The organism is Variovorax sp. GW821-FHT09D05, assembly GCF_059416325.1.
Map to the genome: position 1 here is coordinate 12,819 of NZ_JBWKOZ010000009.1, position 26,523 is coordinate 39,341.

29 protein-coding genes are annotated in these 26,523 nt (G+C 67.6%); 26 read left to right on the forward strand and 3 right to left on the reverse strand.

All coding sequences use genetic code 11. The annotated features are described in order from the left end of the window. Positions 1-28 precede the first annotated feature (28 nt). The 20 genes from AC07O3_RS23625 (at position 29) to AC07O3_RS23720 (ending at position 16,417) form a co-directional block, all read left to right on the forward strand. Positions 29-1,102: an MBL fold metallo-hydrolase gene (locus AC07O3_RS23625; RefSeq protein WP_495340469.1), complete on the forward strand. Its 1,074-nt coding sequence runs from the start codon at positions 29-31 to the stop codon at positions 1,100-1,102. A 42-nt stretch (positions 1,103-1,144) separates the two neighbouring features. Next, complete coding sequence (locus AC07O3_RS23630) at positions 1,145-2,482, forward strand: MFS transporter (protein WP_495340470.1); 1,338 nt, start codon at positions 1,145-1,147, stop codon at positions 2,480-2,482. A gap of 88 nt (positions 2,483-2,570) precedes the next feature. Further along, entirely contained in the window at positions 2,571-3,353 is a 783-nt protein-coding gene (locus AC07O3_RS23635) for a GntR family transcriptional regulator (protein WP_495340471.1), read from the forward strand. Continuing rightward, positions 3,350-4,150, forward strand: coding sequence for a transporter substrate-binding domain-containing protein (locus AC07O3_RS23640; protein ID WP_093078781.1), 801 nt, complete (start codon positions 3,350-3,352; stop codon positions 4,148-4,150). The genes AC07O3_RS23635 and AC07O3_RS23640 overlap by 4 nt, the downstream gene beginning before the upstream one ends. Before the next feature lie 15 nt (positions 4,151-4,165). Next, a complete protein-coding gene (locus tag AC07O3_RS23645; RefSeq protein WP_093058300.1) occupies positions 4,166-4,828 on the forward strand; it encodes an amino acid ABC transporter permease in 663 nt (220 codons plus the stop codon). Positions 4,829-4,852: 24 nt separating this feature from the next. Further along, a complete protein-coding gene (locus AC07O3_RS23650; protein ID WP_495340472.1) occupies positions 4,853-5,506 on the forward strand; it encodes an amino acid ABC transporter permease in 654 nt (217 codons plus the stop codon). Continuing rightward, positions 5,490-6,269 carry an amino acid ABC transporter ATP-binding protein gene (locus AC07O3_RS23655; RefSeq protein ID WP_093078782.1) on the forward strand — a complete coding sequence of 260 codons (780 nt, stop codon included), beginning with the start codon at positions 5,490-5,492 and terminating at the stop codon, positions 6,267-6,269. The genes AC07O3_RS23650 and AC07O3_RS23655 overlap by 17 nt, the downstream gene beginning before the upstream one ends. Further along, complete coding sequence (locus tag AC07O3_RS23660) at positions 6,270-6,812, forward strand: GNAT family N-acetyltransferase (protein WP_495340473.1); 543 nt, start codon at positions 6,270-6,272, stop codon at positions 6,810-6,812. It begins immediately after the preceding gene. Positions 6,813-6,830: 18 nt separating this feature from the next. Continuing rightward, a complete protein-coding gene (locus AC07O3_RS23665) occupies positions 6,831-7,724 on the forward strand; it encodes a LysR family transcriptional regulator (RefSeq protein ID WP_495340474.1) in 894 nt (297 codons plus the stop codon). Positions 7,725-7,820: 96 nt separating this feature from the next. Then, positions 7,821-8,801 carry a Bug family tripartite tricarboxylate transporter substrate binding protein gene (locus AC07O3_RS23670; RefSeq protein WP_489017154.1) on the forward strand — a complete coding sequence of 327 codons (981 nt, stop codon included), beginning with the start codon at positions 7,821-7,823 and terminating at the stop codon, positions 8,799-8,801. 2 nt (positions 8,802-8,803) lie between these two features. Next, positions 8,804-9,772, forward strand: coding sequence for a M14 family metallopeptidase (locus AC07O3_RS23675; protein WP_371127407.1), 969 nt, complete (start codon positions 8,804-8,806; stop codon positions 9,770-9,772). Positions 9,773-9,831: 59 nt separating this feature from the next. Continuing rightward, positions 9,832-10,413, forward strand: coding sequence for a DUF1439 domain-containing protein (locus tag AC07O3_RS23680; protein ID WP_093058293.1), 582 nt, complete (start codon positions 9,832-9,834; stop codon positions 10,411-10,413). Further along, entirely contained in the window at positions 10,410-11,411 is a 1,002-nt protein-coding gene (locus AC07O3_RS23685) for a glycerophosphodiester phosphodiesterase (RefSeq protein ID WP_495340475.1), read from the forward strand. The genes AC07O3_RS23680 and AC07O3_RS23685 overlap by 4 nt, the downstream gene beginning before the upstream one ends. Beyond that, the gene (locus tag AC07O3_RS23690; RefSeq protein WP_093058291.1) at positions 11,408-11,686 is read left to right on the forward strand and encodes a hypothetical protein; all 279 of its coding nucleotides are present in this window, start codon (positions 11,408-11,410) and stop codon (positions 11,684-11,686) included. Before AC07O3_RS23685 ends, AC07O3_RS23690 begins: the two co-directional genes overlap by 4 nt. Positions 11,687-11,722: 36 nt before the next feature. Next, positions 11,723-12,139, forward strand: coding sequence for a hypothetical protein (locus tag AC07O3_RS23695; protein WP_426392115.1), 417 nt, complete (start codon positions 11,723-11,725; stop codon positions 12,137-12,139). A gap of 77 nt (positions 12,140-12,216) precedes the next feature. Then, on the forward strand, positions 12,217-13,692 hold the full coding sequence (locus AC07O3_RS23700; protein WP_495340476.1) for a TolC family protein: 1,476 nt from the start codon (positions 12,217-12,219) through the stop codon (positions 13,690-13,692). A 1-nt stretch (position 13,693) separates the two neighbouring features. Beyond that, positions 13,694-15,085 carry a multicopper oxidase family protein gene (locus AC07O3_RS23705; RefSeq protein WP_495340477.1) on the forward strand — a complete coding sequence of 464 codons (1,392 nt, stop codon included), beginning with the start codon at positions 13,694-13,696 and terminating at the stop codon, positions 15,083-15,085. Between the two features lie 33 nt (positions 15,086-15,118). Beyond that, complete coding sequence (locus tag AC07O3_RS23710) at positions 15,119-15,637, forward strand: cupredoxin domain-containing protein (protein ID WP_495340478.1); 519 nt, start codon at positions 15,119-15,121, stop codon at positions 15,635-15,637. Between the two features lie 10 nt (positions 15,638-15,647). Continuing rightward, positions 15,648-16,094: a DUF411 domain-containing protein gene (locus AC07O3_RS23715; protein ID WP_097199601.1), complete on the forward strand. Its 447-nt coding sequence runs from the start codon at positions 15,648-15,650 to the stop codon at positions 16,092-16,094. Between the two features lie 32 nt (positions 16,095-16,126). Continuing rightward, positions 16,127-16,417, forward strand: a complete 291-nt coding sequence (locus AC07O3_RS23720; RefSeq protein WP_495340479.1) for a copper-binding protein — start codon at positions 16,127-16,129, stop codon at positions 16,415-16,417. Here the strand turns inward: AC07O3_RS23720 and AC07O3_RS23725 are convergent. Beyond that, on the reverse strand, positions 16,386-17,375 hold the full coding sequence (locus tag AC07O3_RS23725) for an isocitrate lyase/PEP mutase family protein (protein WP_495340480.1): 990 nt from the start codon (positions 17,373-17,375) through the stop codon (positions 16,386-16,388). The genes AC07O3_RS23720 and AC07O3_RS23725 overlap by 32 nt on opposite strands. A gap of 12 nt (positions 17,376-17,387) precedes the next feature. Between AC07O3_RS23725 and AC07O3_RS23730 the strand changes: the two genes are divergently transcribed. Next, a complete protein-coding gene (locus AC07O3_RS23730; protein WP_495340481.1) occupies positions 17,388-18,284 on the forward strand; it encodes a LysR family transcriptional regulator in 897 nt (298 codons plus the stop codon). On the opposite strand, the gene AC07O3_RS23735 is transcribed toward AC07O3_RS23730, so the two are convergent. Then, positions 18,281-19,582 (reverse strand): NAD(P)/FAD-dependent oxidoreductase, encoded by a 1,302-nt coding sequence (locus tag AC07O3_RS23735; RefSeq protein ID WP_354337607.1) that lies wholly within the window; start codon positions 19,580-19,582, stop codon positions 18,281-18,283. The genes AC07O3_RS23730 and AC07O3_RS23735 overlap by 4 nt on opposite strands. 40 nt (positions 19,583-19,622) lie before the next feature. Between AC07O3_RS23735 and AC07O3_RS23740 the strand changes: the two genes are divergently transcribed. The 5 genes from AC07O3_RS23740 to AC07O3_RS23760 are packed head-to-tail and all read left to right on the forward strand — an operon-like array spanning position 19,623 to position 24,770. Continuing rightward, complete coding sequence (locus AC07O3_RS23740) at positions 19,623-20,651, forward strand: P1 family peptidase (RefSeq protein ID WP_093058284.1); 1,029 nt, start codon at positions 19,623-19,625, stop codon at positions 20,649-20,651. A 16-nt stretch (positions 20,652-20,667) separates the two neighbouring features. Continuing rightward, the gene (locus AC07O3_RS23745) at positions 20,668-22,074 is read left to right on the forward strand and encodes a TAXI family TRAP transporter solute-binding subunit (RefSeq protein WP_093058283.1); all 1,407 of its coding nucleotides are present in this window, start codon (positions 20,668-20,670) and stop codon (positions 22,072-22,074) included. Next, complete coding sequence (pabB, locus tag AC07O3_RS23750) at positions 22,064-23,851, forward strand: aminodeoxychorismate synthase component I (RefSeq protein WP_495340482.1); 1,788 nt, start codon at positions 22,064-22,066, stop codon at positions 23,849-23,851. The genes AC07O3_RS23745 and pabB overlap by 11 nt, the downstream gene beginning before the upstream one ends. 51 nt (positions 23,852-23,902) lie before the next feature. Further along, complete coding sequence (locus AC07O3_RS23755; protein ID WP_093058282.1) at positions 23,903-24,400, forward strand: MerR family transcriptional regulator; 498 nt, start codon at positions 23,903-23,905, stop codon at positions 24,398-24,400. Beyond that, positions 24,318-24,770: a carboxymuconolactone decarboxylase family protein gene (locus tag AC07O3_RS23760; protein WP_495340483.1), complete on the forward strand. Its 453-nt coding sequence runs from the start codon at positions 24,318-24,320 to the stop codon at positions 24,768-24,770. Before AC07O3_RS23755 ends, AC07O3_RS23760 begins: the two co-directional genes overlap by 83 nt. A gap of 89 nt (positions 24,771-24,859) precedes the next feature. On the opposite strand, the gene ettA is transcribed toward AC07O3_RS23760, so the two are convergent. Next, the gene (gene ettA / locus AC07O3_RS23765) at positions 24,860-26,521 is read right to left on the reverse strand and encodes an energy-dependent translational throttle protein EttA (protein WP_093058280.1); all 1,662 of its coding nucleotides are present in this window, start codon (positions 26,519-26,521) and stop codon (positions 24,860-24,862) included. Positions 26,522-26,523: the final 2 nt, after the last annotated feature.

Sequence of the window (26,523 nt, forward strand, 5' to 3'; positions counted from 1 at the left end):
GCGCACCAAAAGCCAAGGAGAACTTCCCATGACCCGAGACCCCGACCCGACCGGCTTCGCACACCTGGCGGATTTCGACGGCACCCGCGACGCCGCCATGCCGCAAGACCGCCTGCGCGCCATCCGCCGCTCAGCCGAAGGCCTGCGCGAACGCCTGCTCGATGCGCCGCCGGTGCGCTTCGCGCGCAGCTTCAACCTGCTGCGCATTCCGTACCCCGCATGGTTCGCCTTCACCGGCGTGTATTCGCAGCAGCTGCTCAAGCCGCACATGGTCCACCTGCTGGCGCGCACCGTGCTGATCCAGTACGACGACTTCGAGGGCCGCCTGCGCACACTGCTGTTCACGCCGGCCGACTTCGAGGCCGGCAACGAAACGCCCTACTTCAAGCGCCTGGGCGAGCAAACGCCGAGATTTCTGCACAAGGCCATCGCACCGGTCTACCAGACTGTCCTGCAGGCGCTGGCAAGCTGCGGCGTCGCGCCGGAGCAAGTCGACTTCATCACCTACGACCACCTGCACACGCAGGACGTACGCCGCTGGCTCGGCAGCGCCGCCATGCCGGGCCTGCTGCCGAACGCCAGGCTGCTGGTGCACCGCCAGGAACTCGCCAGCGTGCAAGGCTTGCTGCCGGTGCAGGCCGAGTGGTACTGCCCGCACGGGCTCGAAGGCGTGCCGGCCGAGCGCATCGTGCCCTTCGACGGCAGCATCCAGCTGGGCCGCGGCCTTGCGCTGGTGCATACGCCGGGCCACACAGAGGGCAACCATTCGCTGGTCTACCGCATCGCCGACGGCCTGCGCGTGAGCAGCGAGAACGGCGTGGCGGCCGACAGCTGGGCGCCGCTGCAGTCGCGGCACAACGGCATCCGCCGCTACGCGCAGGCTACCGGCGCGGAGGTGATCCTCAACGGCAACACACAGGAAAGCAGCAACGACCAGTACCTGTCGATGGTGCTGGAGAAGACTCTCGCCGGCACCTCGTCCTCGCACGGGTTCAGCAACGTGGTGCCGTCGGCTGAATGCTCGCCGCACTGGCTGTTTCCGGGCGCGCCGGCCAGCCACCTGTGGGGCGAGACCTGCTTCGGCACGCCCACCGTCGCCTGAAACGCCGCCGCCGCAGGAACAACACAGAAGGAGACACAGACGATGAACACCGCCACCCTCGATGCCGCGGACGCACGCACGCCGGCCGACACCACCGACGCCGCGCTCTTCCGCAAGATCACCTGGCGCCTGATGCCGCTGCTGTGCGCCTGCTACGTGCTGAACTATCTCGACCGCACCAATGTCGGCTATGCACAGCTGCAGATGAAGGACCAGCTGGGCTTCAGCGACGCGGTGTTCGGCCTGGGCGCGGGCATCTTCTTCATCGGCTATGCGGTGTTCGAGATTCCGAGCAACCTGATGCTCGCGAAGATCGGCGTGCGCGCGACGCTGCTGCGCATCATGGGCCTGTGGGGGCTGGCATCGGCGGCGATGATGTTCGCAACCACGCCCACGCAGTTCTACGTGCTGCGCTTTCTCATCGGCGTGTTCGAGGCCGGCTTCGCGCCGGGCGTGCTGTTCTACCTGACGCTGTGGTTCCCGTCGCACCGCCGCGCACAGGCCACCGCGCTGTTCTTCATGGCTTTCGGCGCGGCGCCCATCGTGGCAGGGCCGATCGCCGGGCTCACCATGACCTACCTGGACGGCGTGCTGTCGCTGCGCGGCTGGCAGTGGCTGTTCCTGCTCGAAGGCATTCCGAGCGTGCTGCTGGGCGTGGCGGCGTTCCGCTGGCTGTCGAACAATCCGTCGCAGGCGGCCTGGCTGTCCGCAGCCGAGAAGCAGCGCGTGGCGCGCCTGCTGGCCGAAGACCAGGCCGCGAACGGCGCCACCGGGCGCCACACCTTCGGTGCGGCCATGCGCGACGCCCGGGTCTGGCTGATCGGCTTCATGTCGTTCCTGATCATCCTGGGCATCTACGCCATGTCGTTCTGGCAGCCCACGATCCTGAAGTCGATGGGGCTCAGCGCGCTGCAGATCGGCTTCTATTCAGTCATTCCGGCGGTGGCGGGCATTGCGGCCAACATCGTCGTGGGGCGGCATTCGGACCGGTGCAAGGAGCGCCGCTGGCACTTTGCGCTGAGCGCAGTGGTAGGCGCGGCCGGGCTGGCGCTGACCACGCTCTTCATGCACAACGCCTTTGCCGCCGTGCTGTGCCTGGCGCTGGCGGCCATGGGCATTTCCGCCGCGTTCACAGTGCTCTGGTCGGTGCCCGGCAATTTCATGTCGAAGAGCGCCGCGGCCGCGGGCATCGCGCTCATCAGCACCATCGGCGGGAGCGCAGGGCTGGTGGCGCCGATGATGGTCGGCGCGCTGAAGACGCTGACGGGCGGCTTCACCCTCAGCCTCTACGTGCTGAGCGGGGCCCTGGTGCTGTCGGCATTGCTCATGCTTGTGGCCTTGCCGGCGAGCGCACTGGGCCGGGGACAAGCCCGGCGCTGAGCCCGCGCGCCCCTTTCGGGGTCATGTTCCATTTAGGTGCACAGATCTTGCATACCAGTTGGCACAGAAGCTGCTGGTATGCAGGCCTATGGCCATCTCCGCATCCGAAATCAGTGCACGCATCGTCGAAGCGGTGATGGCGCAGAAGCTCGCGCCGGGTTCGCGCCTGGGCGAGCAGCAGCTGGCGATGCTGTTCGACTGCAGCCGCACCATCGTGCGCGAGGCCCTCACGCGGCTGGCGGCGCGCGGCATCGTCACGGTGAGCGCGCGGCGCGGCTGGTTCGTCATCGAGCCCTCGCAGGACGAGGCGCGCGAGGCCTTCGAGGCGCGGCGCGTCATTGAGCTGGGCCTCATCCGCAGTGCGGGCAGCACCGGAAGGATCGAGAAGACCGCCCTGCGCCAATTGAAGGCGCACCTCCAGCGTGAAAAGGCCGCACTGAAAGAAAGCGACGTCGGCAACCGCAGCTTCCTGCTGGGCGACTTCCATGTGTGCCTGGCCGAATGCCTGGGCAACACGCTGCTGGCCGACACGCTGCGCGACTACACGGCGCGCACCACGCTGATCGCCATGCTCTACCAGTCCACGCACGACGCGGTGCAGTCGTGCGAAGACCACGTGCAGATCGTCGCGGCGCTGGAGCGCGGCGACCACGCCGCCGCCGAAGCATTGATGGCCGCGCACATCGGCACGGTGCAGTCGGCACTGCGCGTGCAGGCGCCCACCGATCCGCTGGCGCAGCTGCGCGATGCGCTGGCGCCGCTGCACAACACCAATGCCGCCCCGGCGCCCAAGGCCAAAAAGCGCCGCAAGGCTGCCGACGCCGCGTCCCCCGATTCAGATTCTTCGACTTACCTAGGAGCCTTGCTATGACCTTCTCTGCATCCAAACGCCACCTCGCCCTTGCGCTTGCTTCAGTCGCCATGCTGGCTTCGGCCGGCGGCGCGTACGCCCAGAACGCGCTCGACAACGTGCTCAAGGCCAAGACCATCAAGATCGCAGTGCCCACCGACTACCCGCCCTACGGCTCGGTCGACAAGAACATGAAGCCGCAGGGCCTCGACGTTGAAATGGCCGAGCTCATCGCCGCCAAGCTCGGCGTGAAGGTCGAGCTGGTGCCCGTGACCAGCGCCAACCGCATTCCGTACCTGCAGACCAGGAAGGCCGACCTGGTGATCTCCACGCTCGGCAAGAACCCGGAGCGCGAGAAGGTGATCGAGTTCACGTCGGCTTATGCGCCCTTCTTCCAGGCCGTGTACGCCGCCAAGAGCATGAAGCTCACCAGCTTCGCCGACATGGCCGGCAAGACCGTCGCCGTGACGCGCGGCGCGATGGAAGACCAGGAGCTGAACAAGGTGGCGCCGCCGAACGTCGACTACCGCCGCTTCGAGGACAACAACGCGACGATCGCCGCCTTCGTGGCCGGCCAGACGCAAACCCTCGCGACCAGCGCGGCGGTTGCTGGCGACATGCTCGCCAAGAATCCGAAGGTGAGCGCCGAGTTCAAGCTGCTGCTGAAAGACAGCCCCTGCTTCGTCGGCGTTGCCAAGGGCGAAACCGCGTTGAAGACCAAGGTCAACGAAATCATTGCCGCCGCCAAGAAGGACGGCACGCTGGACGCCATGTCGAAGAAGTGGCTCGGCAAGGCAGCCGGCGACCTGCCCGTCTGATCGAACTGCGCGGCCATGAACATCGAGTTTGACTTTGGCGCGGTGCTCGCCGAATGGCCGCTGCTGCTGCGCGGCGTGGCGTGGACCGTCGGCCTCACCGCCGTGGGCACCGTGCTGGGCATGATCGTCGGCACCTTCTGCGCATGGGCGCGCTCGGGCGGCCCGAAGTGGCTGCGCGCCATCGTGGGCACCTATGTGGAGCTGATCCGCAACACGCCCTTCATCGTGCAGCTGTTCTTCATCTTCTTCGGGCTGCCGGCGGCGGGCGTCAAGCTTTCGCCGGAGGTGGCTTCGGTGATCGCGATGGTGATGAACCTGGGCGCCTATTCCACCGAGATCATCCGCGCCGGCATCGAGGCCACGCCCAAGGGGCAGATCGAGGCGGCCGTGAGCCTGGCGCTGAGCAAGTCGCAGGTGTTCCTGCGCGTGGTGCTGCCGCCGGCGCTGAAGAAGGTGTGGCCCGCGATGGTGAGCCAGATCGTCATCGTGATGCTGGGCTCCGCCGTGTGCGGGCAGATCTCGACCGAGGAGCTGAGCTACGCGGCCAACCTGATCCAGAGCCGCAACTTCCGCGCCTTCGAGGCTTTCATCATCGCCACGCTGATCTACCTGGCGCTGTCGGTGGCGCTGCGGCGGCTGCTCGACTGGGCGGGTCCGAAGTTCTTCTTCGGCCGCTGACCGAATACCGAGGCCTTTTTCACCATGGCTGATTTTTCTCTCTGGGACATCCTGCGCAACCTGCTGATGGCATTGCGCTGGACCGTCGTGCTGTCGCTCATCGCCTTCATCGGCGGTGGCCTCGTGGGCGCGCTGCTGCTGTTTTTGCGGATGCGCGGCGGCGAGGCGATCGGCAGGGCCGTGAGCCTTTACGTGCAGCTCTTCCAGGGCACGCCGCTGCTGATGCAGCTGTTCCTGGCCTACTTCGGCATTGCGTTGTTCGGCATCGACGTGTCTGCGTGGACGGCCGCGAGCGTGGCGCTCACGCTCTACACCAGTGCGTTTCTCACCGAGATCTGGCGCGGCTGCGTGGCCTCGATTCCGAAGGGCCAGTGGGAAGCCTCGGGCAGCCTGGCCTTGAGCTTCGGCGAGCAGATGCGCCACGTGATCCTGCCGCAGGCCGTGAAGATCGCCATTGCGCCAACGGTCGGCTTTCTGGTGCAAGTCATCAAGGGCACGGCGCTCGCGTCGGTGATCGGCTTTGTCGAACTCACCAAGGCCGGCAGCATGATTTCGAACGCCACCTTCAAGCCCTTCGTGGTGTTCAGCTGCGTGGCCCTGCTTTATTTCGTGCTGTGCTTCCCCGTGAGCCTGTACGCCAAGAATCTCGAGAGGAAAACCCATGGCCGCCGTGCTTGAACCGCAACAACCCGCCACCTCGGTGGGCGCTCCCATCGTGCGCATCACCGCGCTGCGCAAATCGTACGGCACCAACGAAGTCCTGAAGGGCATCGACCTCGACGTGAAGCGCGGCGAGGTAATCGCCATCATCGGCAAGAGCGGTTCGGGCAAGAGCACGCTGCTGCGCTGCATCAACGGACTCGAAGTGTTCCAGGAAGGCTCGCTCACGGTCGACGGCAAGCCCCTGCTGCACGAAAGCGCCATGGCCATGCGCGAGCTGCGCCAGCGCGTGGGCATGATCTTCCAGAGCTTCAACCTGTTCCCGCACCTCACGGTCGGCAAGAACGTGATGCTCGCGCCCACGCTGGTGAAGAAGCGCGGCAGCCTCGAAGCCGCCTCGCAGGCGCGCAAGCTGCTCACGCGCGTGGGCCTGGCCGAAAAATTCGACGCCATGCCCGACCAGCTCTCTGGCGGCCAGCAGCAGCGGGTGGCCATCGCCCGCGCGCTGGCGATGGAACCGGCCGTGCTGCTGTGCGACGAAATTACATCGGCGCTCGACCCCGAACTGGTGGGCGAGGTGCTGCGCGTGGTGGAGTCGCTGGCCGACGAGGGCATGACGCTGCTGATGGTCACGCACGAGATGAGCTTCGCGCGCAAGGTCAGCGACCGCGTGATCTTCATGCACCAGGGCCGCGTGCACGAGATGGGGCCGCCGGCGGAACTGTTCGGAAATCCGCAGACGGCGGAGCTCAAGCAGTTCCTGTCGTCGCTGCATGACTGAGTGATTGAGGCCGAGAGGGGTCTTGCGGTCGGTCGGCTATCCTCCGCCACCGCGATGTACATAGAGCAAGCAACACCCTCCGAAGCGGCCACAGTTGCCGCCGTTCTGAACGAAGCCGCCCAATGGCTCGCCGCCGATGGCCGTCCGCTGTGGTCGGCCGCCGACGTCGGCCTCGAGCGCGTGCAGCGCGACACCGATGCCGGGCGCTACTTCATCGCACGCGAGAACGGCGACGTGGCCGGCGTGATGCGGCTCGACATGGAAGACCCCTTTTTCTGGCCCGAAATCGAACCGGGCAGTTCGGCGTTCGTGCACAAGCTGGCTGTTCGCCGGGCGTGGGCCGGGCGCGGCGTGTCGACCGCCCTCCTGGCCTTTGCACGAGAGCGCGCCTTCGAGCTCGGGCGCAGGCATCTGCGGCTCGATTGCGTGGCAGACAGGGCGGCCCTGCGAAGCCTCTACGAACGCTTCGGTTTCCTGCTGCACAGTGAGATTCAAAAAGGCACCTCGTCCTTTGCCCGCTACGAACTCCCCTTGGGCAACTAGCCAACCTCGCTCCGCACCATGCAATTCAAATGGATGGAGGACTTCATCGCACTGGCGCAGACGCGAAGCTTTACGCGCGCGGCCGAGCTTCGCCATGTCACGCACCCGGCCTTCGGGCGGCGCATCCGCGCACTCGAGTCGTGGGCCGGCGCGACGCTGATCGAACGCGGCAGCTCGCCGGTCGTGCTGACGGCGGCAGGCGAGAGCTTCCTGGACAACGCCAGCCAAGTGGTGCGCAGCGTCGAGGGCTCGCGTGAAGAGGTGCACAACGTGGCCGGCCGGCAGGCCCGCACGGTGACGCTGGTCACGGGCCGCACGCTGGCGCGCACGGTGATGGCCGACTGGCTGGTGCGGCTGCAACCCGTGCTGCGCGATGGCGAGGTGCGCGTGCTGACGGGTGCGCTGGCGGAAACGGTGCGGATGCTGGAACTCAACGAGGTGGATTTCTCGCTGATCTTTCATCACGCCGCGCTCACTTTCCGGCTCGATGGGCGGCAGTTTTCCCATGTGACGGTGGCGTCCGACAAGCTTGTGCCCGTGTCGCGCACCGATGCGCAAGGCCTTGCCAGGCACAGCTTCGACGGCACCGGCCAGGTGCCGTTTCTTTCTTATGCCCGCACGCTCGCCATGGGCCGCATGGTGGAAGACCTGCTTGCCAACAATCCGCAGGCGCCGCGCCTCCAGCGTCGCATCGAATGCGATTCGGCCGATGCGCTCTACGAGTACGTGCTGAGAGGGCTGGGCGTGGCATGGCTGCCCTGGTCGATGGTGCAGGGCGATTGCAAGGCCGGCCGGCTGGTGGCCGTGGGCGGCCGGCGCATGGAGGTGCGCTTCGAGGTTCGGCTTTATCGGCCGAAGCGCCGGCTGGGTCCGCTGGCCGAGGATGTGTGGCGGGCAATGACGCCGCGCTAGCCCAATCCAATCAGCACGACTTCGTGCCAGCACGGCACCATGCAAGAACAATCTGCCCCGCAGAATCCTCAGGATTACTACAACTCCGAGGCAACGATGCGTCTTCCCCGTGCTTTCTCCTCCTGTGTCGCCGTGGCCCTGTGCGGCCTTGCCTGGGCCGCCTCCGGCCCGGCCAATGCCCAGGCCTACCCGAACAAGCCCATCACGCTGGTGGTGGCCTACCCGCCGGGCGGCTCGACCGATCTCACAGGGCGTGCGCTCGGCGTCGAGTTGTCCCATCGCCTCGGCGTACCGGTGATCATCGACAACGTGGGCGGTGCCGGTGGCGCCATCGGCGCGCAGAAGGTCGCCAATGCCGCGCCCGATGGCTACACGCTGCTCGCCGGTGCCAGCAACGAAGTGGCGATCAACAGGCTGGTCAACAGCAACGTGAAGTACGAGCCCAAGGACTTCACCCCCATCGGCCTGATTGCCTCGCAGCCGCTGGTTCTGGTGGCCGCCCCGGGCGCCGGCGTGAAGAACACCGGCGAATTCCTCGCGCTGCTGAAGAAGAACCCCGGCAAGTACAGCTACGGCAGCTCCGGCGTCGGAACCTCGCTGCACCTGGCCGGAGAAATGCTCAAGCAGCAGGGCGGCGTGTTCATGACGCACGTGCCCTACCGCGGCGTGGCGCCGCTCACCAATGACCTGCTGGGCGGCAACATCGACTTCGGCGTGTTCGTCCTCTCCAGCGCCCTGCCCTACATCCGCAGCGGCAAGATGGTGGCGCTGGGCACCACCGAGGCCAGGCGCTCGGCCATCACGCCCGACCTGCCGGCGCTCAGCGAGAGCCCGAGCCTCAAGGGCCTGGACATCGGCGTCTGGTTCGCGCTGCTGGGGCCGGCGAAGCTGCCGGAGCCGGTGCTGGCCCGGCTGAAGACGGCACTGAACGAGACGCTGCAGTCGCCCGACTTCCGCAAGAAGATGGAAGCCGCCAGCTCGGTCGTCCCGACGTCGAACGTTGACATCGACAAATTCCTGGTCACCGAGACCGCCAAGTACAAGACCATCGTCAAATTCGCCAACATCAAGGAATGAGCTTGTCCACGCTGTTTCAACTCCCCGCCCCCGACCTCTCTGCCTGGCGCGCCGGCAACACCGGCGTCGAAGGCGTCTGGCACTTCGAAGCCGAAGCGCCCGGCCGGCACGTGATGATCAGCGCGCTCGTGCACGGCAACGAAGTTTGCGGCGCCTGGGCGCTCAAGGGCCTGCTGGAGGCCGGCGTGCGCCCGCAGCGCGGCACGCTCACGCTGGCGTTCTGCAACCTGGAAGCCTTCGACACCTTCGACGTGGCCGACCACGATGCCTCGCGCTTTGTCGACGAAGACCTCAACCGCCAGTGGCTGCCCGATCGCATCGAGGCCGGTGGCACGCGGGAGAGGCGTCGTGCCGCGGCGCTGCTGCCCTATGTGACTCAGGCCGACTGGCTGCTCGACCTGCACTCGATGCACGAGCCCTCGGCGCCGCTGACGCTCACCGGCATCCAGCCGCGCAATCTGCGGCTGGCGCAGGCAATGCGCAGCCCCGAGCACGTGGTCATCGACGCGGGCCACAAGGACGGCGTGCGCATGCGCGACTTCGGCCGGTTCGGCGCGCCCGATGCCGACGCGCAAAGCGACGCCCTCGCGCTGCTGGTCGAATGCGGATTCCATGGCGACCCGGCCAGCCGCACGGTGGCGCAAGACCAGTGCGCGCGCTTCCTGCGGGCGGCCGGCACGCTGGACGATGCCGCCATCGCGCAGCAACTGCCCGGCTGGCTGCAGCCCGACGCACCCCGGCAGTGGGCGCTGGACGTGACCGGCCCCGTGGTGGCGCGCGGCGAGGACTTCCGCTTCGCGCAGCCCTTCACCGGCCTGGAAGTGATCGAACGCGCGGGCACCGTGATCGGCTGGAACGAGGGCGAACCCGTGGTCACGCCCTACGACGACTGCGTGCTCGTCATGCCCTCGACGCGCCAGGCCAAGCCCGGTGTGACGGTGGTGCGTTACGCCCGTCGCCGGCTGCTCTGAGGCACCGCCCGAGGGGCGGCTGGCGGGAACCTTTGCGGCTGTGGCAAGCTCGGGCCGGTATGAACCTCCGCACCTCGTCCCTCACCTCCCGTCGCCGGGTGCTGCGCGCGCTGCTGGGCGCCGCGGCCCTGCAGGCGCCCTTCGCGGCGCTGGCCGGCTTCAATTTCTTCACCAGCGAATACACCGCCACCCGCGACGAGCTGCAGACGCAGATCGCCAAGCGCTTCCCGGTGGCCGAGCGCTATGCCGAGATCTTCATGGTCGGGCTGCGCGATCCGCAGTTGGGCCTGGACGCACGCGGCAACCGCGCGGCCATCACGGCCACGCTGACCATCGCCAGCCCGCTGCTGGCGGCCTCGCCGGTGCAGGGCCTGGTGTCGGTCAGCAGTGCGTTGAGGTACGACCCGGCCACGCGCGCGCTGCGGCTCGACCAGCCCAAGGCCGAGCGCCTCGAGTTGCAGGGCGTCGAAGGCCGCGACGCCGAGCGGCTGCAGAAAATCGGCGCGGTGGTCGCGCAGGAACTGCTGCAGGGCCAGGTGCTGCGCAGCTTCACGGCCGACGAACTCACGGTCGGGCGCAAGACCTACGAGATCGGCGACATCACGGTGCAAGACAACGGGATCAAAGTGCAGCTCAAATGAAATACACCCTTCTCTCTGCTGCCCTTTCCGCCCTGCTCATGGCAGGCTGCGCCGCCGTCCTGCCCACGGCCAAGCAGCACTTCGACCTCGAAGCCCACCGCGGCGGACGCGGACTGGCACCCGAGAACACGCTGGCCGCGTTCTCCAATGCCGTCGACCTTGGCGTGACCACGCTCGAACTCGACATCGGGCTCACGGCCGACGGCGTTGTCGTGATCTCGCACGACACTTCGCTCAACCCCGACCACACGCGCGATGCGAGCGGCGCATGGCTGGCGCCGAACACCGGCGCGGCCATCCGCTCGCTCACGCTGGCGCAGCTGCAGACCTACGACGTGGGCCGCCTCAATCCGACGAGCAACTACGGCAAGCAGTTCGCGCTGCAGCAGCCGCGCGACGGCGAGCGCATTCCCACTCTGGCCGCGCTGTTCGCGCAGGTGCAGGCACGCGGCGCCGACGCGGCCACGGTGCGCTTCAACATCGAGACCAAGATCGACCCGACCAAGCCTGAGGAAACCGCCGCGCCCGAGCCGATGGTGCGCGCGCTTCTCGCCGAGATCGACAAGGCGAAGATGGCCGACCGCGTGACGATCCAGAGCTTCGACTGGCGCACGCTGGCGCTGGTCGGCAAGCTCGCGCCGCAATTGCCGCGCGCCTACCTCACAACGCCCCGCACGCTGAAGGACAGTCGCTGGACCGCCGGAATCGATGCGGCCGGCTTCGCCTCGGTGCCGCAAATGGTCAGGGCCGCTTCGGCCAACGCGCCGGGCCCGGTGATCTGGTCGCCGGCCTTTGCCGACCTCACGCCTACCGTCATCAAGGAAGGGCAGAAGCTGGGCCTGAAGGTGTTGCCCTGGACCGTGAACCAGCGCGCCGACATGCAGCGGCTGATGGACTGGGGGGCGGACGGGATCATCACGGACTACCCGGACATCCTGCGCGACCTGATGCGCGAGCGCGGGCTGTCGCTGCCGCCGCCCGGAAAGAACAAGCAATGAGCGCCGTACAGCAACTCGATGCCATCGCCGCGCGCATCGCGGCCCTGCGCACCGACGGCGGCGGCTCCGTCACCACGCTGTCGAACGAAGCCCGCGCCAGCACCGAGCTGCTCGGCGCCCTGCCACCGCGCTACGGCGAGGTGCTGCTGAGCCTGCTCGACCGGCTGGAGTCGAGCGCGCTCTTCAGCGAGGAAAGCTGCTCCTTCAGCCAGAAAGACCTGCTCGACAACCTGCAGGTGTGGGTGGACAAGGCCCGGGGCCAGCTGGTGTCTTGAACTGATGTCTTAGGACGCAGGTTTATCATCCCGCCCATGCGCACCCTGCTGCTCGCCCTCATGATCGCCCTGCTGCCCATCCGCGGCTGGCTCGGCGATGCCATGGCGGTCGAGATGGTGCGGCATTCGCTGCCGGCGGCTGAGGCAGCCGTGTCCATGGCGACTGCGGCTACCGAAGCCCATTGCCACGAGGCGATGGATGCCGGCAGCAGCATGGACATGCAGATGGGCATGGCGGACCACGCCGGTTCGCATGACAACAGCAGCAACGACGGCACCGGCCATCAAGGCTGCGGCACCTGCACCGCCTGTCAGGTCTGCCATACGGTGGCCCTTGGCGGCATGCCCCTCGTCGACATCGTGCACAGCGCGCCCCAGGCGCCGCCCGCGGCACACGCGGCCCGCTTCGCCAGCGCAGAGCCCGCACAGGGCCTGAAGCCGCCCATTTCCTGATCTCCCTGCCCGTAGTCCGTCCGCAGTGAGCCCTTTCCGGCTCGCAGCGTCCGTCGTATTGCTCATGGAGATCGAGCGTGAACCCCATTGTTCGCCGGCAGCTTGCCGGCCCCCCTTGCTATCGAAGAAGTAGCGCGCTGCTCAAACGCGCCACTGCACTCGCGAGCGTCCTGATACTGGCCGGCTGCGCCAGCCTCTCGCCCGACGGCGGCACCGCCGACGTGCAGGCGCTGGTCCACGGCAACCCGCTGATGGCGGGCACCGCAGCCCAGCGCACGCCCGACGAAGCCTCGCAAAAGAGCGTCGACACGCTGCTTGCCAGGCCGCTGGACGTCGAAGCCGCGGTACGCATCGCACTTATCAACGGCCCGCGCGTGCAAGACGCCTTCGCCACCCTGCAACTGAGCGATGTCGACCGTGTGCAGGCCGCGAGCCTGCCGAATCCGGTGCTTTCCTTCAGCCGGCTGGCGCAGGGCAGCGAGCGCGAGTTCGAGCGGATGCTCAGCTTCAACGTGGTGGGCCTGGTCACGCTGCCATGGCAGGCCCGATGGGCCGGCCAGCGGCACGAGGCGGCCAAGCTGCAGGCTGCGCAAAGCGTGCTGATGCTCGCCGCTGACACTCGCCGCGCCTGGGTGCGCGCAGTGGCCGCGCAGCAAGGCGTGGTCTACCTGCGCGACGCGAAGGAGGCCGCGGAAGCCGGCGCCGAACTCGCGCATCGCATGGCCCAGGTCGGCAACTGGAGCACGTTGCAGCGCACCCGCGAACAACTGCTGCTGGCCGACGCGGCCGCGCAGCTCGCGCGTGCCGAGCAGGCGGCTGTCGCTAGCCGCGAGCAGCTCACGCGCCTGATGGGCCTGAGCGGCGCTCGCGCCGGCTACACCCTGCCCGACCGCCTGCCACCGCTGCCGCAAGCCGCGCCCGAACTGGGCGACGTGCAGGCGCTGGCGCTGCGCGACCGCCTCGACGTGCGTTCGGCGCAAGCGCAGAACACCGCCGTAGCCGGCTCGCTGGGCCTGACGCGTGCCACCAGCGTGATCAACGCGATGGAACTGGGCGTGGTGCGCAACACCACCTTCGACAACGACGCCGACCGCACGAAAAAGACCAAGCGCGGCTTCGAACTCGACCTGCCCATTCCGATCTTCGACTGGGGACAGGCCCGCAACGGCCGCGCCGAGGCGCAATACCTGCAGTCGGCCGCCCGCGTGCGCGACGTGGGCGTGCTGGCCGCGAGCGAGGCGCGCGAAGCATGGCAGGGCTGGAACACCGCCTACGCCATCGCCCGCCGCTACCGCGACGAGGTGCTGCCACTGCGCAAGAAGGTCAACGAAGAGATGGTGCTGCGCTACAACGGCATGCTCGCGAGCGTGTGGGAGCTGCTTGGCGAAACGCGCGCCAGCATGCTCGCCGTGAACGCCGGCATCGAGGCGCAGCGCGATTTCTGGCTGGCGGACACCGATCTGCAGCTGGTGCTCACGGGCAGCTCGCCCGGTGGAATGACGGCTGCGCAGACCGCGTCGGCCGGTGATGCCCCCGCAACGGGAGGCCATTGAAATGAATCGTCGCAACTTCTTCGCAGGCGCAGCCACCGCTGTTGCCGCAACCACCGTCAGCCGTGTGTCCATGGCAGCACTGCCCGAACCTGTGTCGCAAGGCTCCACCGCCACTGCGCCGCCGCTCGTTCCGCCGAACGGCCGCCCCTACAACCCCGTCGTCACGCTCAACGGCTGGACACTGCCCTGGCGCATGAACGCCGGCGTCAAGGAATTCCACCTCGTCGCCGAACCCGTAGTGCGCGAGATGGCGCCCGGCTTCAAGGTCAACATGTGGGGCTACAACGGCCAGTCGCCCGGCCCGACCATCGAGGTGGTCGAGGGCGACCGCCTGCGCATCTTCGTGACCAACCGGCTGCCCGAGCACACCACCGTGCACTGGCACGGCCAGCGCCTGCCCAACGGCATGGACGGCGTGGGCGGCATCACTCAGCCGCACATTCCGCCGGGCAAGACCTTCGTCTACGAGTTCACCGCGCGCCGGCCCGGCACCTTCATGTACCACCCGCACGCCGACGAGATGGTGCAGATGGCGATGGGGATGATGGGCTTCTGGGTCACGCACCCGAAGGAGAGCCATCCGCTGATCGAGCCCGTGCAGCGCGACTTCTGCTTCCTGCTCGGCAGCTTCGACGTGGAGCCCGGCAGCGCCACGCCCAAGGTCAACACCATGACCGACTTCAACATCTGGAGCTTCAACAGCCGCGTGTTCCCGGCCATCGACACGCTGAACGTGCGCAAGGGCGACCGCGTGCGCATCCGCGTGGGCAACCTCACGATGACCAACCACCCCATTCACATCCACGGCCACGAGTTCGAGGTGACCGGCACCGACGGCGGCCCCGTGCCGCACACCGCGCGCTGGCCCGAGGTGTCGGTTGACATCGCGGTGGGCCAGATGCGGCAGATGGAATTCATAGCCGACGAGGAAGGCGACTGGTCGCTGCACTGCCACAAGGCGCACCACACCATGGGGCCGATGGGCCACGACGTGCCCACCATGATCGGCGTGGACCACAAGGGCGTGGCCGAGAAGATCCGCAAGCTCGTGCCCGACTACATGGTGATGGGAGACAAGGGCATGGCGGACATGGGCGAAATGGAGATGCCCATTCCCGACAACACCGTGCCGATGATGACCGGCACCGGCCCCTTCGGATCGGCCGAGATGGGCGGCATGTTCACGCTGCTGAAGGTGCGGCGCGACCAGAAGCCCGGCGACTACCGCGATCCGGGTTGGTTCAAGCACCCGCCCGGCACCGTCGCGCGCGAAGTGCCGAACGCGAACGTGCCGCCGGCCACGCGCAAGGAAACACCCGCGCCGTCGATGAAGAACAGCAGCCCGGACGCAACCGTGCGCAAGCCCTCCGGGTCTGGCGCACACAACCACTGATTCCTTTACCCCTTCCTCTCTGGAGCTCAAATCATGAACAAGACACTCATCAAGTCCATCGCCGCGGGCCTCGTGCTCGCGGCTGCCACTACTGCTTCGTTGGCCCACGAGGCCCACAACGGCCCCAAGCCCAGAGGCGCTGCCACGCTCGCGCCCGAGCAGAAGGCCTGGGGCATCGCAGGCAAGGCCAATGCGGTGAAGCGAACCATCGACATCGCGATGGCCGACGACATGACCTTCACGCCCTCGGTCATCGAAGTGCGCGAAGGCGACACCATCCGCCTGCGCCTGAAGAACCGCGGCAAGGAACTGCACGAACTCGTGCTCGGCACCACCGCCGAGATCGAGGCTCACGCGGCCATGATGAAGAAGTTCCCGGACATGGAACACGACGACCCGTGGATGGTGCATGTGCCCGCCGGCAAGACCGGCGACATGGTCTGGACCTTCAACCGCGCCGGCGATTTCGACTTCGCCTGCCTCGTGAAGGACCACTACGAACTCGGCATGGCCGGCCGCATCCGCGTGCTGGCTGCCGCTGGCAAATCCTGAAGGAGAAACCATGCAACGAAGAAACCTGCTGCTGGCACTGGCTTCCACTGCCGTGCCTTTCACTGCGATGGCCGCGGCACCGATGGTCGAGATCTGGAAAGACCCGAACTGCGGCTGCTGCCAGGACTGGGTCAAGCACCTCAACAAGAGCGGCTTTGCCACGCGCGTGCACGACGAAGGCAACACGGCCGCGCGCACCCGCCTGGGCATGCCCGCCAAGCTGGGCTCGTGCCACACGGGCCTCGTCGGTGGCTACGCCATCGAAGGCCACGTGCCCGCACGCGAAGTACAGCGGCTGCTCAAAGAAAAGCCCAAGGCCGTCGGCCTCGCCGTGCCCGGCATGCCGATCGGCTCGCCGGGCATGGATGGCCCCGCCTACGGCGACCAGCGCGATCCCTACGACGTGCTGCTGGTGCTGGCCGATGGCAGCACGCGCATCTATCAAAGCTATCGCTGAATCAACCGACAACCGAGGAAAGCAAACTCATCATGAAGAAACTGTTCACCGCACTCTGTGCCGCCCTGCTCGCTGCAGCCGCCTTCGCGCAGGCTGCATTGCCAACCGTCGAAGGCGAGGTCCGCAAGATCGACACCGACGCGAAGAAGATCACGCTGAAGCACGGCGACATTCCCAACCTCGATATGATGGGCATGACGATGGTCTTCCGCGTGAGCGATCCCGCGCTGCTCACGAAGGTGAAGCCCGGCGACAAGGTGCAATTCACGGCCGACAAGGTCGACGGCGCACTCACTGTGCTGTCGATAGCGCCGGCAAACTGAGCTTCGCTCGCAGTGCCCCTTCGAACAGGGCATTGAGTTCGTGCTGGGGAATCTGGCTGCCCGCGTAGGAGACCGTTCCGTGCGCGTGCAGTTCCCGCGCGCTGCGCCTCACGAGCGCCATGACCGAGCGTGCGATCGATCCTCCTACACTGATCCGCGCGGCCCCGGCATCGATCAGTTCGAAAGCGCTGGCGGACGCCTCATTCAACCCCACCACGATGTTGAGGGGGCCCGCGATTTCGCGCGCCAGCGTCGCGACCCGGGACAGGTCAGTGACCCCGGGCACGAACACGCAGTGCGCCCCCGCCTCCATGAAGTGGTTGGCGCGCCGGATCGCGACGTTCAGTGCATCGTCGCCGGGAAGCAGGAACGCATCGGTGCGCGCGTTCAGCACGAAGCCGCCGCCTGCGGCATCGACGGCGGCACGCGCTGCGGCGATGCGGGCGACGGCCAGCCCCTCGTCGAACAGGCGCCCATGCTCGGCATCGGTGTCCTCGATGTTGCCGCCCGCCGCACCCGCGTCGATGGCCATGCGAACAGTGTCGGCGACTTGCTCCGGCGCGTCCCCGTAGCCGGCTTCCAGGTCGGCACTCACGGGAATGGCCACCGCTTCGGCGATCTTCCGTACCACCGCGAGCATCTCCTCGCGGCTGACTGAGAGGCGGGCATCCCTGACGTTGTAGTCCGGCTTTCCCAGCGAGAACGCGATGCCGGCGCTGGTGGTGCCGATTGCCTTGAAGCCCTCTGATGCGAGCAGCACCGCGCTGCCCGGATCCCAGGCGTTGGGCATGATGAATCCGCGCTTCGCCCGATGCAGTTCGAGGAAGGTGCGGCCGCGCGCAATGCGTGTCTCCTGGTCCATTTCAACTCCGCCGTGATGGATGAAGGCGCGATGGTGATGTGGAGGCAGATGCGCGTCAAACGCATAATATTTCTTTGATCTATCGATCTCTTGCATGGATGGCGTCACATGGATTCAGAAGCTCTTGCCACGTTCCTGACGGTGCATCGGCGAGGCGGCGTGTCTGCAGCCGCGTCTGCGCTTGCACGCACGCAATCGGCAATCAGTCGCCGCATCGCGCTGCTGGAGGAGGAGCTGGGCGCGCCGCTGTTCGAGCGCATCGGTCGCGGGCTCCGGCTGAGCCAGGCGGGCCAGGCCCTGCTGCCCCACGCCGAGAAGGTTGCCGCTGCGCTCGGCGACGCTGCCGCCGCGGTGGAGGCCGCCAAGTCCGGCGCGGCAGGCACGGTGCACATCGCGGCTGTCGGAACGCTCGCAAGCTCCGGCCTCGCTGCCGTGCTCGCCACACTCAAGTCCTCGCTTCCCGACCTCGACATCCGCCTGCAGACGGCAACCAGCGCCGAGGTCAGCGAGAAGGTCCGTGCCGGCGATGCGGCCGTGGGGTTGCGCTACTACGAAGATCCGTCGCCGGACCTCCTGTGCAAGATCATTCACCACGAGCGACTTGTGATCGCATGCGCGCCGGCCCATCCGCTCGCGGGCAAGCGGTTGAAGTCGCTCGTCCGTCTTTCGGGGGAACGGTGGCTGGCTTTTCCGCAGCAACCGCGGCGCGCAGAGCCCTACGCAGAGGCGATCTTTTCGCAGTTCCTCGTGCGGGGCGTGGAGCGGATCGACTGGACCGCCATCGACAGCCTGACCGCTCAGAAGCGCCTGGTCGAAGCGGGATTCGGCCTGGCGCTCCTCCAGGAAAGCGCCATTGCCGAGGAAGTCGGACAAGGCAATCTCGCGCTGATCCGAGTCGCGGATCTCGATGTGAGCGTTCCCGTAGCTTGCGTCGTGCGCCGGTCGGCATTTCTCAGCCGCGCGACGCGCGCACTACTCACGGAGCTGGAGCGCGGCGAACTCTAGGACTTGAAGCGCCCCGGGTCGAAAGGCGCCAACGGTATCTCCGCAGCAACGCCCGCGAGCAACTGAGCCGCCAGCCGCCCCGTGCGCGCCGAGCCGCACAGGCCGACATGGCCATGCCCGAAGGCCAGCACGATGTCGGCGCTGCCGCCTGACGGGCCGATGCAGGGCAGCCCGTCGGGCAGGCTCGGGCGGTGTCCGAGCCAGTGCTTCACTGAAGGCGCGCCGGGCGCGGGTCGTGCAAGCGACGGAAACATCGATTGCAGATGCTCGTGCAGGATTTCGGCGCGGCGCCAGTCGGGCGCCGCTTCGAGGCCCGCGATCTCGACCTGCCCTGCCGCGCGCAGGCCGCCGTCCATCCAGTGCGCGATGAGCTTGCCGTCGGCCACCATGGTCGGCGTGCGCGGGCCGGCCGTGGCGTCTTCGACGACCACGTGGTAGCCGCGCTCCGACTCCAGCGGCACCGCGGAGCCGGCGGCTGCGGCCAGCGGGCCTGAGCGGGCACCGGCGCAGATGGCGGCGCCGTCGCAGGCGATTTCGCCAGCCTCTGTGCGCACGGCGCGCAGACGGCCGCCCTCGATGCGAAAGCCCGTCGCGCGGGCGGCGACACGTTCGGCGCCCACATCGAGTGCATGCTGCGCCAGGGCCGCCACGTAGGCGCCCGGATTGCGGCAGTGGCCGGCTTCGGGCACGAAGATGCCGAGCGTGTAGCGCGCCGCCAGATCGGGCTCGCGGCGGCGCAGTTCGTCTTCCGGCCATTCCTCCCACTGGACGCCGACGCGCTGGCGCACGCGCCAGCCCAGCGCATCGCCGTCGAACTCGGCTCGCGAACGGTAGGCGTGCAGCAGCCCACGCCGCTCGATGAGCTGCGGCACGCCGGCCTCGGCGGCCAGTTGCGCATGCAGCGCGGGCGCATCGGCCAGCAGCGTGCGGAGGGCATCGGCTGTGCGCTGCACGCGCGCCTCGGTCCAGCCCGAGGCCAGGTAACGCAACAGCCATGGCAGGGCGCGCGGCAGGTAGCGCCAGCGCAGGGCGAGCGGCCCGAGCGGGTCGGCCAGCCAGCCCGGCACCTTGCGCCAGGCACCCGGCAGCGCGGGCGGCACCACGGAGTGCGACGACAGCCAGCCGGCATTGCCGTAGCTCGTGGCCTGCGGACCACCCGGTTCGCCGGGCTCCACCACCGTCACGCGCAGGCCCGCGCGCAGGGCTTCGATGGCGGTGGCGCTGCCCACCGCGCCCGCGCCGATCACCACGACATGACGGCGGCCGCCGTCTGGGGAGAAACTTCTTGCAACTGTCATGGTGGGGATCGTAGAGGGTGCGGTCTCATAATCGGCCGCCATGTCTGCCCCGTCTTCCACCCCCACTCATTCCGCCGGTTCCATCACCGACGTCGCCGGCATCGAGGTCGGCCACTTCTCCGACACCCGCCGCCCCACCGGCTGCACCGTCGTCATGGCGCGCGACGGCGCCGTGGCCGGCGTGGACGTTCGCGGCGCCGCACCCGGCACGCGCGAGACCGACCTGCTCGCGCCCGGCAACCTCGTGCAACAGGTACACGCCGTGATGCTCGCGGGCGGCAGCGCCTGGGGCCTGGCAGCCGCCGACGGCGCGATGCGCTGGATGGAAGAACGCAACATCGGCATGGACGTGCGCTTCGGCACCCTGCCCATCGTGCCGGCCGCCGTGCTGTTCGACCTGCCCATGGGCGACGCGCGCATCCGCCCCGACGCCGCGGCCGGCTATGCCGCCTGCGAGGCCGCGAGCACCGCTGCCCCCGCCGAAGGCAACGTGGGCGCGGGCACCGGCGCGCTGGTGGGCAAGCTCTTCGGCGTGCAGCGCGCGATGAAGGGCGGCATCGGCACCGCATCGGTCACGGTCGGCGGCGTCACGGTGGGTGCGCTGATCGCGGTGAACTCGCTGGGCGACGTGATCGATCACAACACCGGCCAGCCCGTGGCCGGCGCGCGCACCGAAGACGGCAAGGCGCTGCTCGACACCCGCCGTGCCCTGCTGCGCGGCGACAGCCCCAAGCCCCTGCTGGCGGGCACCAACACCACCATCGGCGTGATCGCCACCGACGCGGTGCTGACCAAGGTACAGGCCAACCGGCTCGCCATGGTCGCGCACGACGGGCTCGCGCGTTCCATCAACCCGGTGCACACCATGAGCGACGGCGACACGCTGTTCGCGCTGGCCACCGGCCGCGTGCCGCTGGAAGGCAACGCTCCCGGCATGACGGTGCTCAGCACCATGGCCGCCGAGGCGGTGGCCATCGCCACGCTGCGCGCGGTGCATGCGGCGCGCACGGTGACGGTGGGCGAGCTGCACATTCCCTGCGCGGCGGATCTCGCTGCAGCGCGCGGCTGAACACGAGAAGACCACCATGGCGTTCCCCAGAACCCTGAAGCTGATCCTGCTGTCGATCCGCGACCTCATCGCCTCGGCGGGGCCGATCATTTTCATCGTCATCGGCCTGCTGATCGCCGCCTACTGGTGGCTGCAGCCGCAGCCGCCCAAGCACGTGACGCTGGCCACCGGCCCCACGGGCAGCGCCTATGCGCAGTTCGGCAAACGCTATGCCGAAGCGCTCAAGCACAGCGGCATCGAAGTGGAGCTCAAGCCCACATCGGGCTCGACCGAGAACCTGCAGCTGCTGCGCACCGGCGGGGCCGACGTGGCCTTCGTGCGCGGCGGCAGCGCCGACCCGGTGGCCGACGAAGAGGCCGGCCTCACTTCGCTCGGCAGCCTGTTCTACGAGCCGATCTGGCTCTTCTACCGTGCCGACTCGGCCCAGAAGATCGACCGCAAGACCGGCACGCTGACCACGCTCGCCCAATTGCGCGGCCTGCGCGTGAACATCGACCTTCCGGGCAGCGGGCTGCCAGACATCATGGAGCGCCTGCTCAAGGCCAACAGGCTGGGCCCCGAAGATCTGCTGCTGTCGAACCTCGAACAGGCGTCGGCCGCCGAGGCGCTGCAGGCCGGCCTTCTCGATGCCATCGTGCTGTCTTCCGCCCCGCAATCGCCGCAGGTGCAACGGCTGCTGCGTTCGGACGACATCAAGCTCATGGACTTCGGCCAGGCCGACGCCTACTCGCGGCGCTTTCCGTTCCTCTCGGCGGTGACGCTGCCGCGCGGCGTGGTCGACCTGTCGAAAGACCTGCCGCCGCACGACGTGGCGCTGCTCGCAGCCACCACCTCGTTGCTGTCGCGTGACGAAACCCACCCGGCCCTGCGCCAACTGTTCGCGCAGGCGGCGCAATCGGTGCACAGCGGCGCCGGCTGGTTCAACCGGGCGCGCGACTTTCCCAACACCCGCACCAGCGAACTGCCGGTGAGTCCCGAAGGCGACCGCGCCATCAACGGCACGCCGCCGATCTGGCAGCGCTACCTGCCCTTCTGGGCCAGCAACCTGGTCGAGCGCATGTGGCTGGTGCTGGGCGGCCTGCTGGTGCTGATGCTGCCGCTGAGCCGCGTGGTGCCGCCGCTGTACCAGTTCCGCGTGCGCCGGCGCGTGTTCCGCTGGTATGCGCGGCTGCGCGACATCGAGGCGAAGGTCGATGCAAAGACGGAAGTGAAAGAGGCCGAACAGAAGTCCCTGCTCGAAGACCTCGACCAGCTCGACCGTACGGTCAACAAGGTGGCGGTGCCGCTGTCGTATGCCGACGAGCTCTATGCGCTGCGCAACAACATCTATGCGGTGCGCAAGCGGGTGCTGGCCCGTGCGCCGCAAGGCAGCAGTGCGGGCGGTGGGGCCGGACCGACGACCGCGGCGAACGATGCCGCCTGATGGCGCCCTGCATTCGACCTTGCGCACGCTGATCGATTTCGCACAACCGCGCGGCGATGGTGCGAGCCGGCTGCGCCTGTCTTTCGGTGCGCCTTCGTGCGTGCTGGTGGCACGGGCGGCCGCAGAGGTGCGGCCTGTGCTCGAAGCCGTCGAGGCGATGGCGCGTGAGGGGCGCTGGTGCGTGGGGTATCTGCGCTACGAAGCTGCGGCGGCCTTCGACCCCGCGTTCGCGGTGCATGCGGCAGACGGGCCGTTGGCCTGGTTCGGCGTGCACGACGAAGCCCTGCCATGGCCGGAAGTCCAGAACAACGCTTCGCCGGTGCCCACTGTCGATTGGCAAGACAGCCTCTCGCGCGCCGACTTCGACCAGCGCATGCAGGCCATCCACCGCGCGATTGCGAACGGCGAGCTCTACCAGCTCAACTACACCGCGCCATTGCATGCCGGCTTCCATGGCCATGCACGCGACTGGTTCCTTGCGCTACGAGAAGCGCAGCCCGACGGCTACATCGCCTTCATCGACACTGGCGAAGAGCAGGTGCTGTCGGTGTCACCCGAACTCTTCTTCGACTGGCACGACGACCGCATCCTCACGCGTCCCATGAAGGGCACAGCCCCGCGCGGCGCCACGCCCGCCGAAGACGAAGCGCTGGCGCAGCGGCTGCGCACCGTGCCGAAGGAGCGGGCCGAGAACGTCATGATCGTGGACCTGATCCGCAACGACCTCTCGCGCGTGGCCCGGCCTTTCTCGGTGTGTGTGCCGCGGCTCTTTCACACCGAGGCGCTGCCGACCGTGTGGCAGATGACGTCGGATGTCGAGGCACTGGTGCGCGAAGGCACCACACTGGCCGATGTGTTCGGGGCGCTGTTTCCGTGCGGCTCGATCACCGGAGCGCCCAAGGTCAGCGCGATGCGCATGATCCGCGAACTGGAGCCCGAGGCGCGCGGTGTGTACTGCGGTGCCGTGGGCGTGGTGCAGCCCGGCGGACAGGCGACTTTCAACGTACCGATCCGCACCGTGACGCTGCGCGACGGCGAGGCGCGTTGCGGCATTGGCAGCGGCATCACCGCCGATGCGCAAGCCGATGCGGAGTGGGAGGAATGGCGGCACAAGCGCGCCTTCCTGTCGCACGCAAAGCGGCCCGTGAATCCGCCTTTCGAGCTGCTCGAAACACTGGCACTGGCGGAAGGCGAATTGCGCGATGCACCGGCGCACCTGGCGCGCATGGCAAACGCCGCCCGGCATTTCGGCTACGCGTGGAACGAAGCGCTCGTCGCCGCCTGCCTGCATCGTCTTCAGGCACAGCACACGGCCGGCACGTGGCGCGTGCGCCTGCTGCTCGATGCGCAAGGCACGCCCCGCGCCGAGGCGTTCGCGATGGAATCGCCGCCCTCACGCGTGCAACTGCAGCTCGCGGACCGCGCATTCGACGAGGCCCATAGCGACTTCACCCGCTTCAAGACCACCCGCCGCGCCCACTACGAAGCCTTCGCGCCCACCGCTGCGGGCGTGTTCGACACCCTGCTGTGGAACCGCGACGGCGAGGTCACCGAATGCACGCGCGGCAACATTGCCCTGCTGCTCGACGGCCGCTGGGTCACGCCGCCCTTGCGCTGTGGTTTGCTGAACGGCATCGGCCGCGCCAACCGCGTGCGCAGCGGCCAGCTTGCCGAAGCGGTCGTGCGGGTGGACGATCTGCCCCGGGTGCAGGCGCTGGCCTTCGTGAACAGCCTGCGCGGCTGGCTGGATGCCGATCTGAACGTCCCGCAAAAATAGTTCGACAAAGCGCTTGACTTAGAGCGCGCTCTAATTTCGAGAATCAACGCCATGGAAACCAGTCTGACCATTGCGGAAGTCGCAGAGCGAACCGGCCTGACGGCCTACACGCTGCGCTACTACGAACGCATCGGGCTGATTGCCGCGGTGCCGCGTGCACCGGGCGGTCAGCGGCGCTACGCGAGCGCCGACATGGACTTGCTGGATTTCCTGTTGCGCCTGCGCGAGACCGGCATGTCCATCCAGGGCATGCAGGCCTTCGTCAGGCTTCGAAGCCAGGGGGACGCCAGCGTCGGCGAACGGCGCGAGATGCTCGAACAGCACCTTGCCGAAGTTCAGGCCCGGGTGGCGACGCTGCAGCAATCCATGCAGGCGCTGTCGCTCAAGATCGACCACTACCGCGAGGTCGAGAAGACGAAGAAGCGTCCTCCTCTATCGGGCAAAGCCCGGGAAGGAAAGACGAGCAATGACGAACACACAGAACCAGGGCCACAACGACAACCTGCGCTACACGCGTGGCCTGGCCAAGCTCCACGAGATCGACGGTGAAGGCGGCGTCAAGGTGGTCGAGAGCCTGGCCGGCATCGCGCCCGACTTTGGCCGTCTGGTGATCGAGTTTCCGTTCGGCGACATCTACTCGCGCTCCGGCCTCGACCTGCGCTCCCGCGAGATCGCGACCGTGGCCGCGCTCACCGCCATGGGCAATGCCGCGCCGCAGTTGAAGGTGCACATCCACGCTGCGCTGAACGTCGGCGTGACGCGCGACGAGGTGGTCGAGGTCATCATGCAGATGGCGGTATACGCAGGCTTCCCGGCGGCACTGAACGGCCTCTTCGCCGCACGCGAGGTGTTTGCGGCGGACGATGAAAAAAGCGCGCAGCCCCTTGCGGAACCGCGCGCTCTTGCTGAAGCAGACTGAGCTTTTTTCAGAGGCCGTCTACCCCCACCCAACCCTCCCCCGGCAGGAAGGAGAAGCGACACGAAGTGCGCGCAGCCTGGGGGTGAGCCTTATTTCAGGGCCTTGTAGCGCATGCGCTTGGGTTTTGCGCCTTCTTCGCCGAGGCGCTTCTTCTTGTCGGCTTCGTACTCCTGGTAGTTGCCGTCGAAGAAGGTCCACTGGCTGTCGCCTTCGGCGGCCAGGATGTGCGTGGCGATACGGTCGAGGAACCAGCGGTCATGGCTGATCACCATGACCGTGCCGGCGAATTCGAGCAGCGCATCTTCGAGCGCGCGCAGCGTTTCCACGTCGAGGTCGTTCGAGGGTTCGTCAAGCAGCAGCACGTTGCCGCCCGCAATCAGCGTCTTGGCCAGGTGCAGGCGGCCGCGTTCACCGCCCGACAGCGTGCCGACCTTCTTCTGCTGGTCGGCGCCGTTGAAGTTGAAGCGGCCCGCATACGCGCGGCTGGCCATCTGGAACTTGCCGACGTTGATGATGTCAAGGCCGTTCGAGATGTCTTCCCACACGGTCTTCTGGTTGGCCAGTTCGTCGCGATGCTGGTCGACGAAAGCCATCTTCACGGTCTGGCCGATGACGACCTCGCCCGAATCCGGCTTTTCCTTGCCCGCGAGCAGCTTGAACAGCGTCGACTTGCCGGCGCCGTTCGGGCCGATGATGCCGACGATGGCGCCCGGCGGCACGGTGAAGCTCAGGTTGTCGATCAGCATGCGGTCGCCGAAGGACTTGCTGACGCCGTGGAACTCGAACACCTGCTGACCCAGCCGCTCCGCCACCGGAATGAAGATTTCCTGGGTCTCGTTGCGCTTCTGGTATTCCATGTCGCTCAGCTCTTCGAAGCGGGCCAGGCGGGATTTGCTCTTGGCCTGGCGTGCCTTCGGGTTCTGGCGCGACCACTCCAGCTCCTTCTTCAGCGCCTTGGCGTGGGCTTCTTCGCTCTTTTGCTCCTGCGCCAGGCGTTCGCCCTTCTGCTCGAGCCAGGTGCTGTAGTTGCCCTTCCAGGGAATGCCGCGACCACGGTCCATTTCCAGGATCCACTCGGCCGCGTTGTCGAGGAAGTAGCGATCGTGGGTGATGGCCACCACGGTGCCCGTGAAGCGCTGCAGGAACACTTCGAGCCATTCGACAGATTCGGCGTCCAAATGGTTGGTCGGTTCGTCGAGCAGCAGCATGTCGGGCTTGCTCAGCAGCAGGCGACACAGCGCCACGCGGCGCTTTTCACCGCCCGACAGCACGCCGATCTTGGCGTCCCAGGCCGGCAGGCGCAGGGCGTCGGCGGCAATTTCGAGCTGGTGTTCGGAATCGGTGCCGGCGGTGGCGATGATGGCTTCGAGCTGGGCCTGCTCGGCCGCCAGCGCGTCGAAGTCGGCGTCTTCGGCACCATAGGCGATGTACACCTCTTCGAGGCGCGCCTTGGCCGCAAACACCGCGCCCATGGACTCTTCGACCGACTCGCGCACCGTGTGCTCGGTGTTGAGCTTGGGTTCCTGCTCCAGATAGCCGATCGTCATCCCCGGCATGGGCAGCGCCTCGCCCTCGAATTCCTTGTCCACACCCGCCATGATCTTGAGCAGCGTGGACTTGCCCGAGCCGTTCAGGCCGAGCACGCCGATCTTGGCGCCGGGGAAGAAAGAGAGCGAAATGTCTTTCAAGAGCTGCCGCTTGGGCGGCACGGTCTTGCTGACACGGTTCATCGAATAGACGTATTGAGCCATGG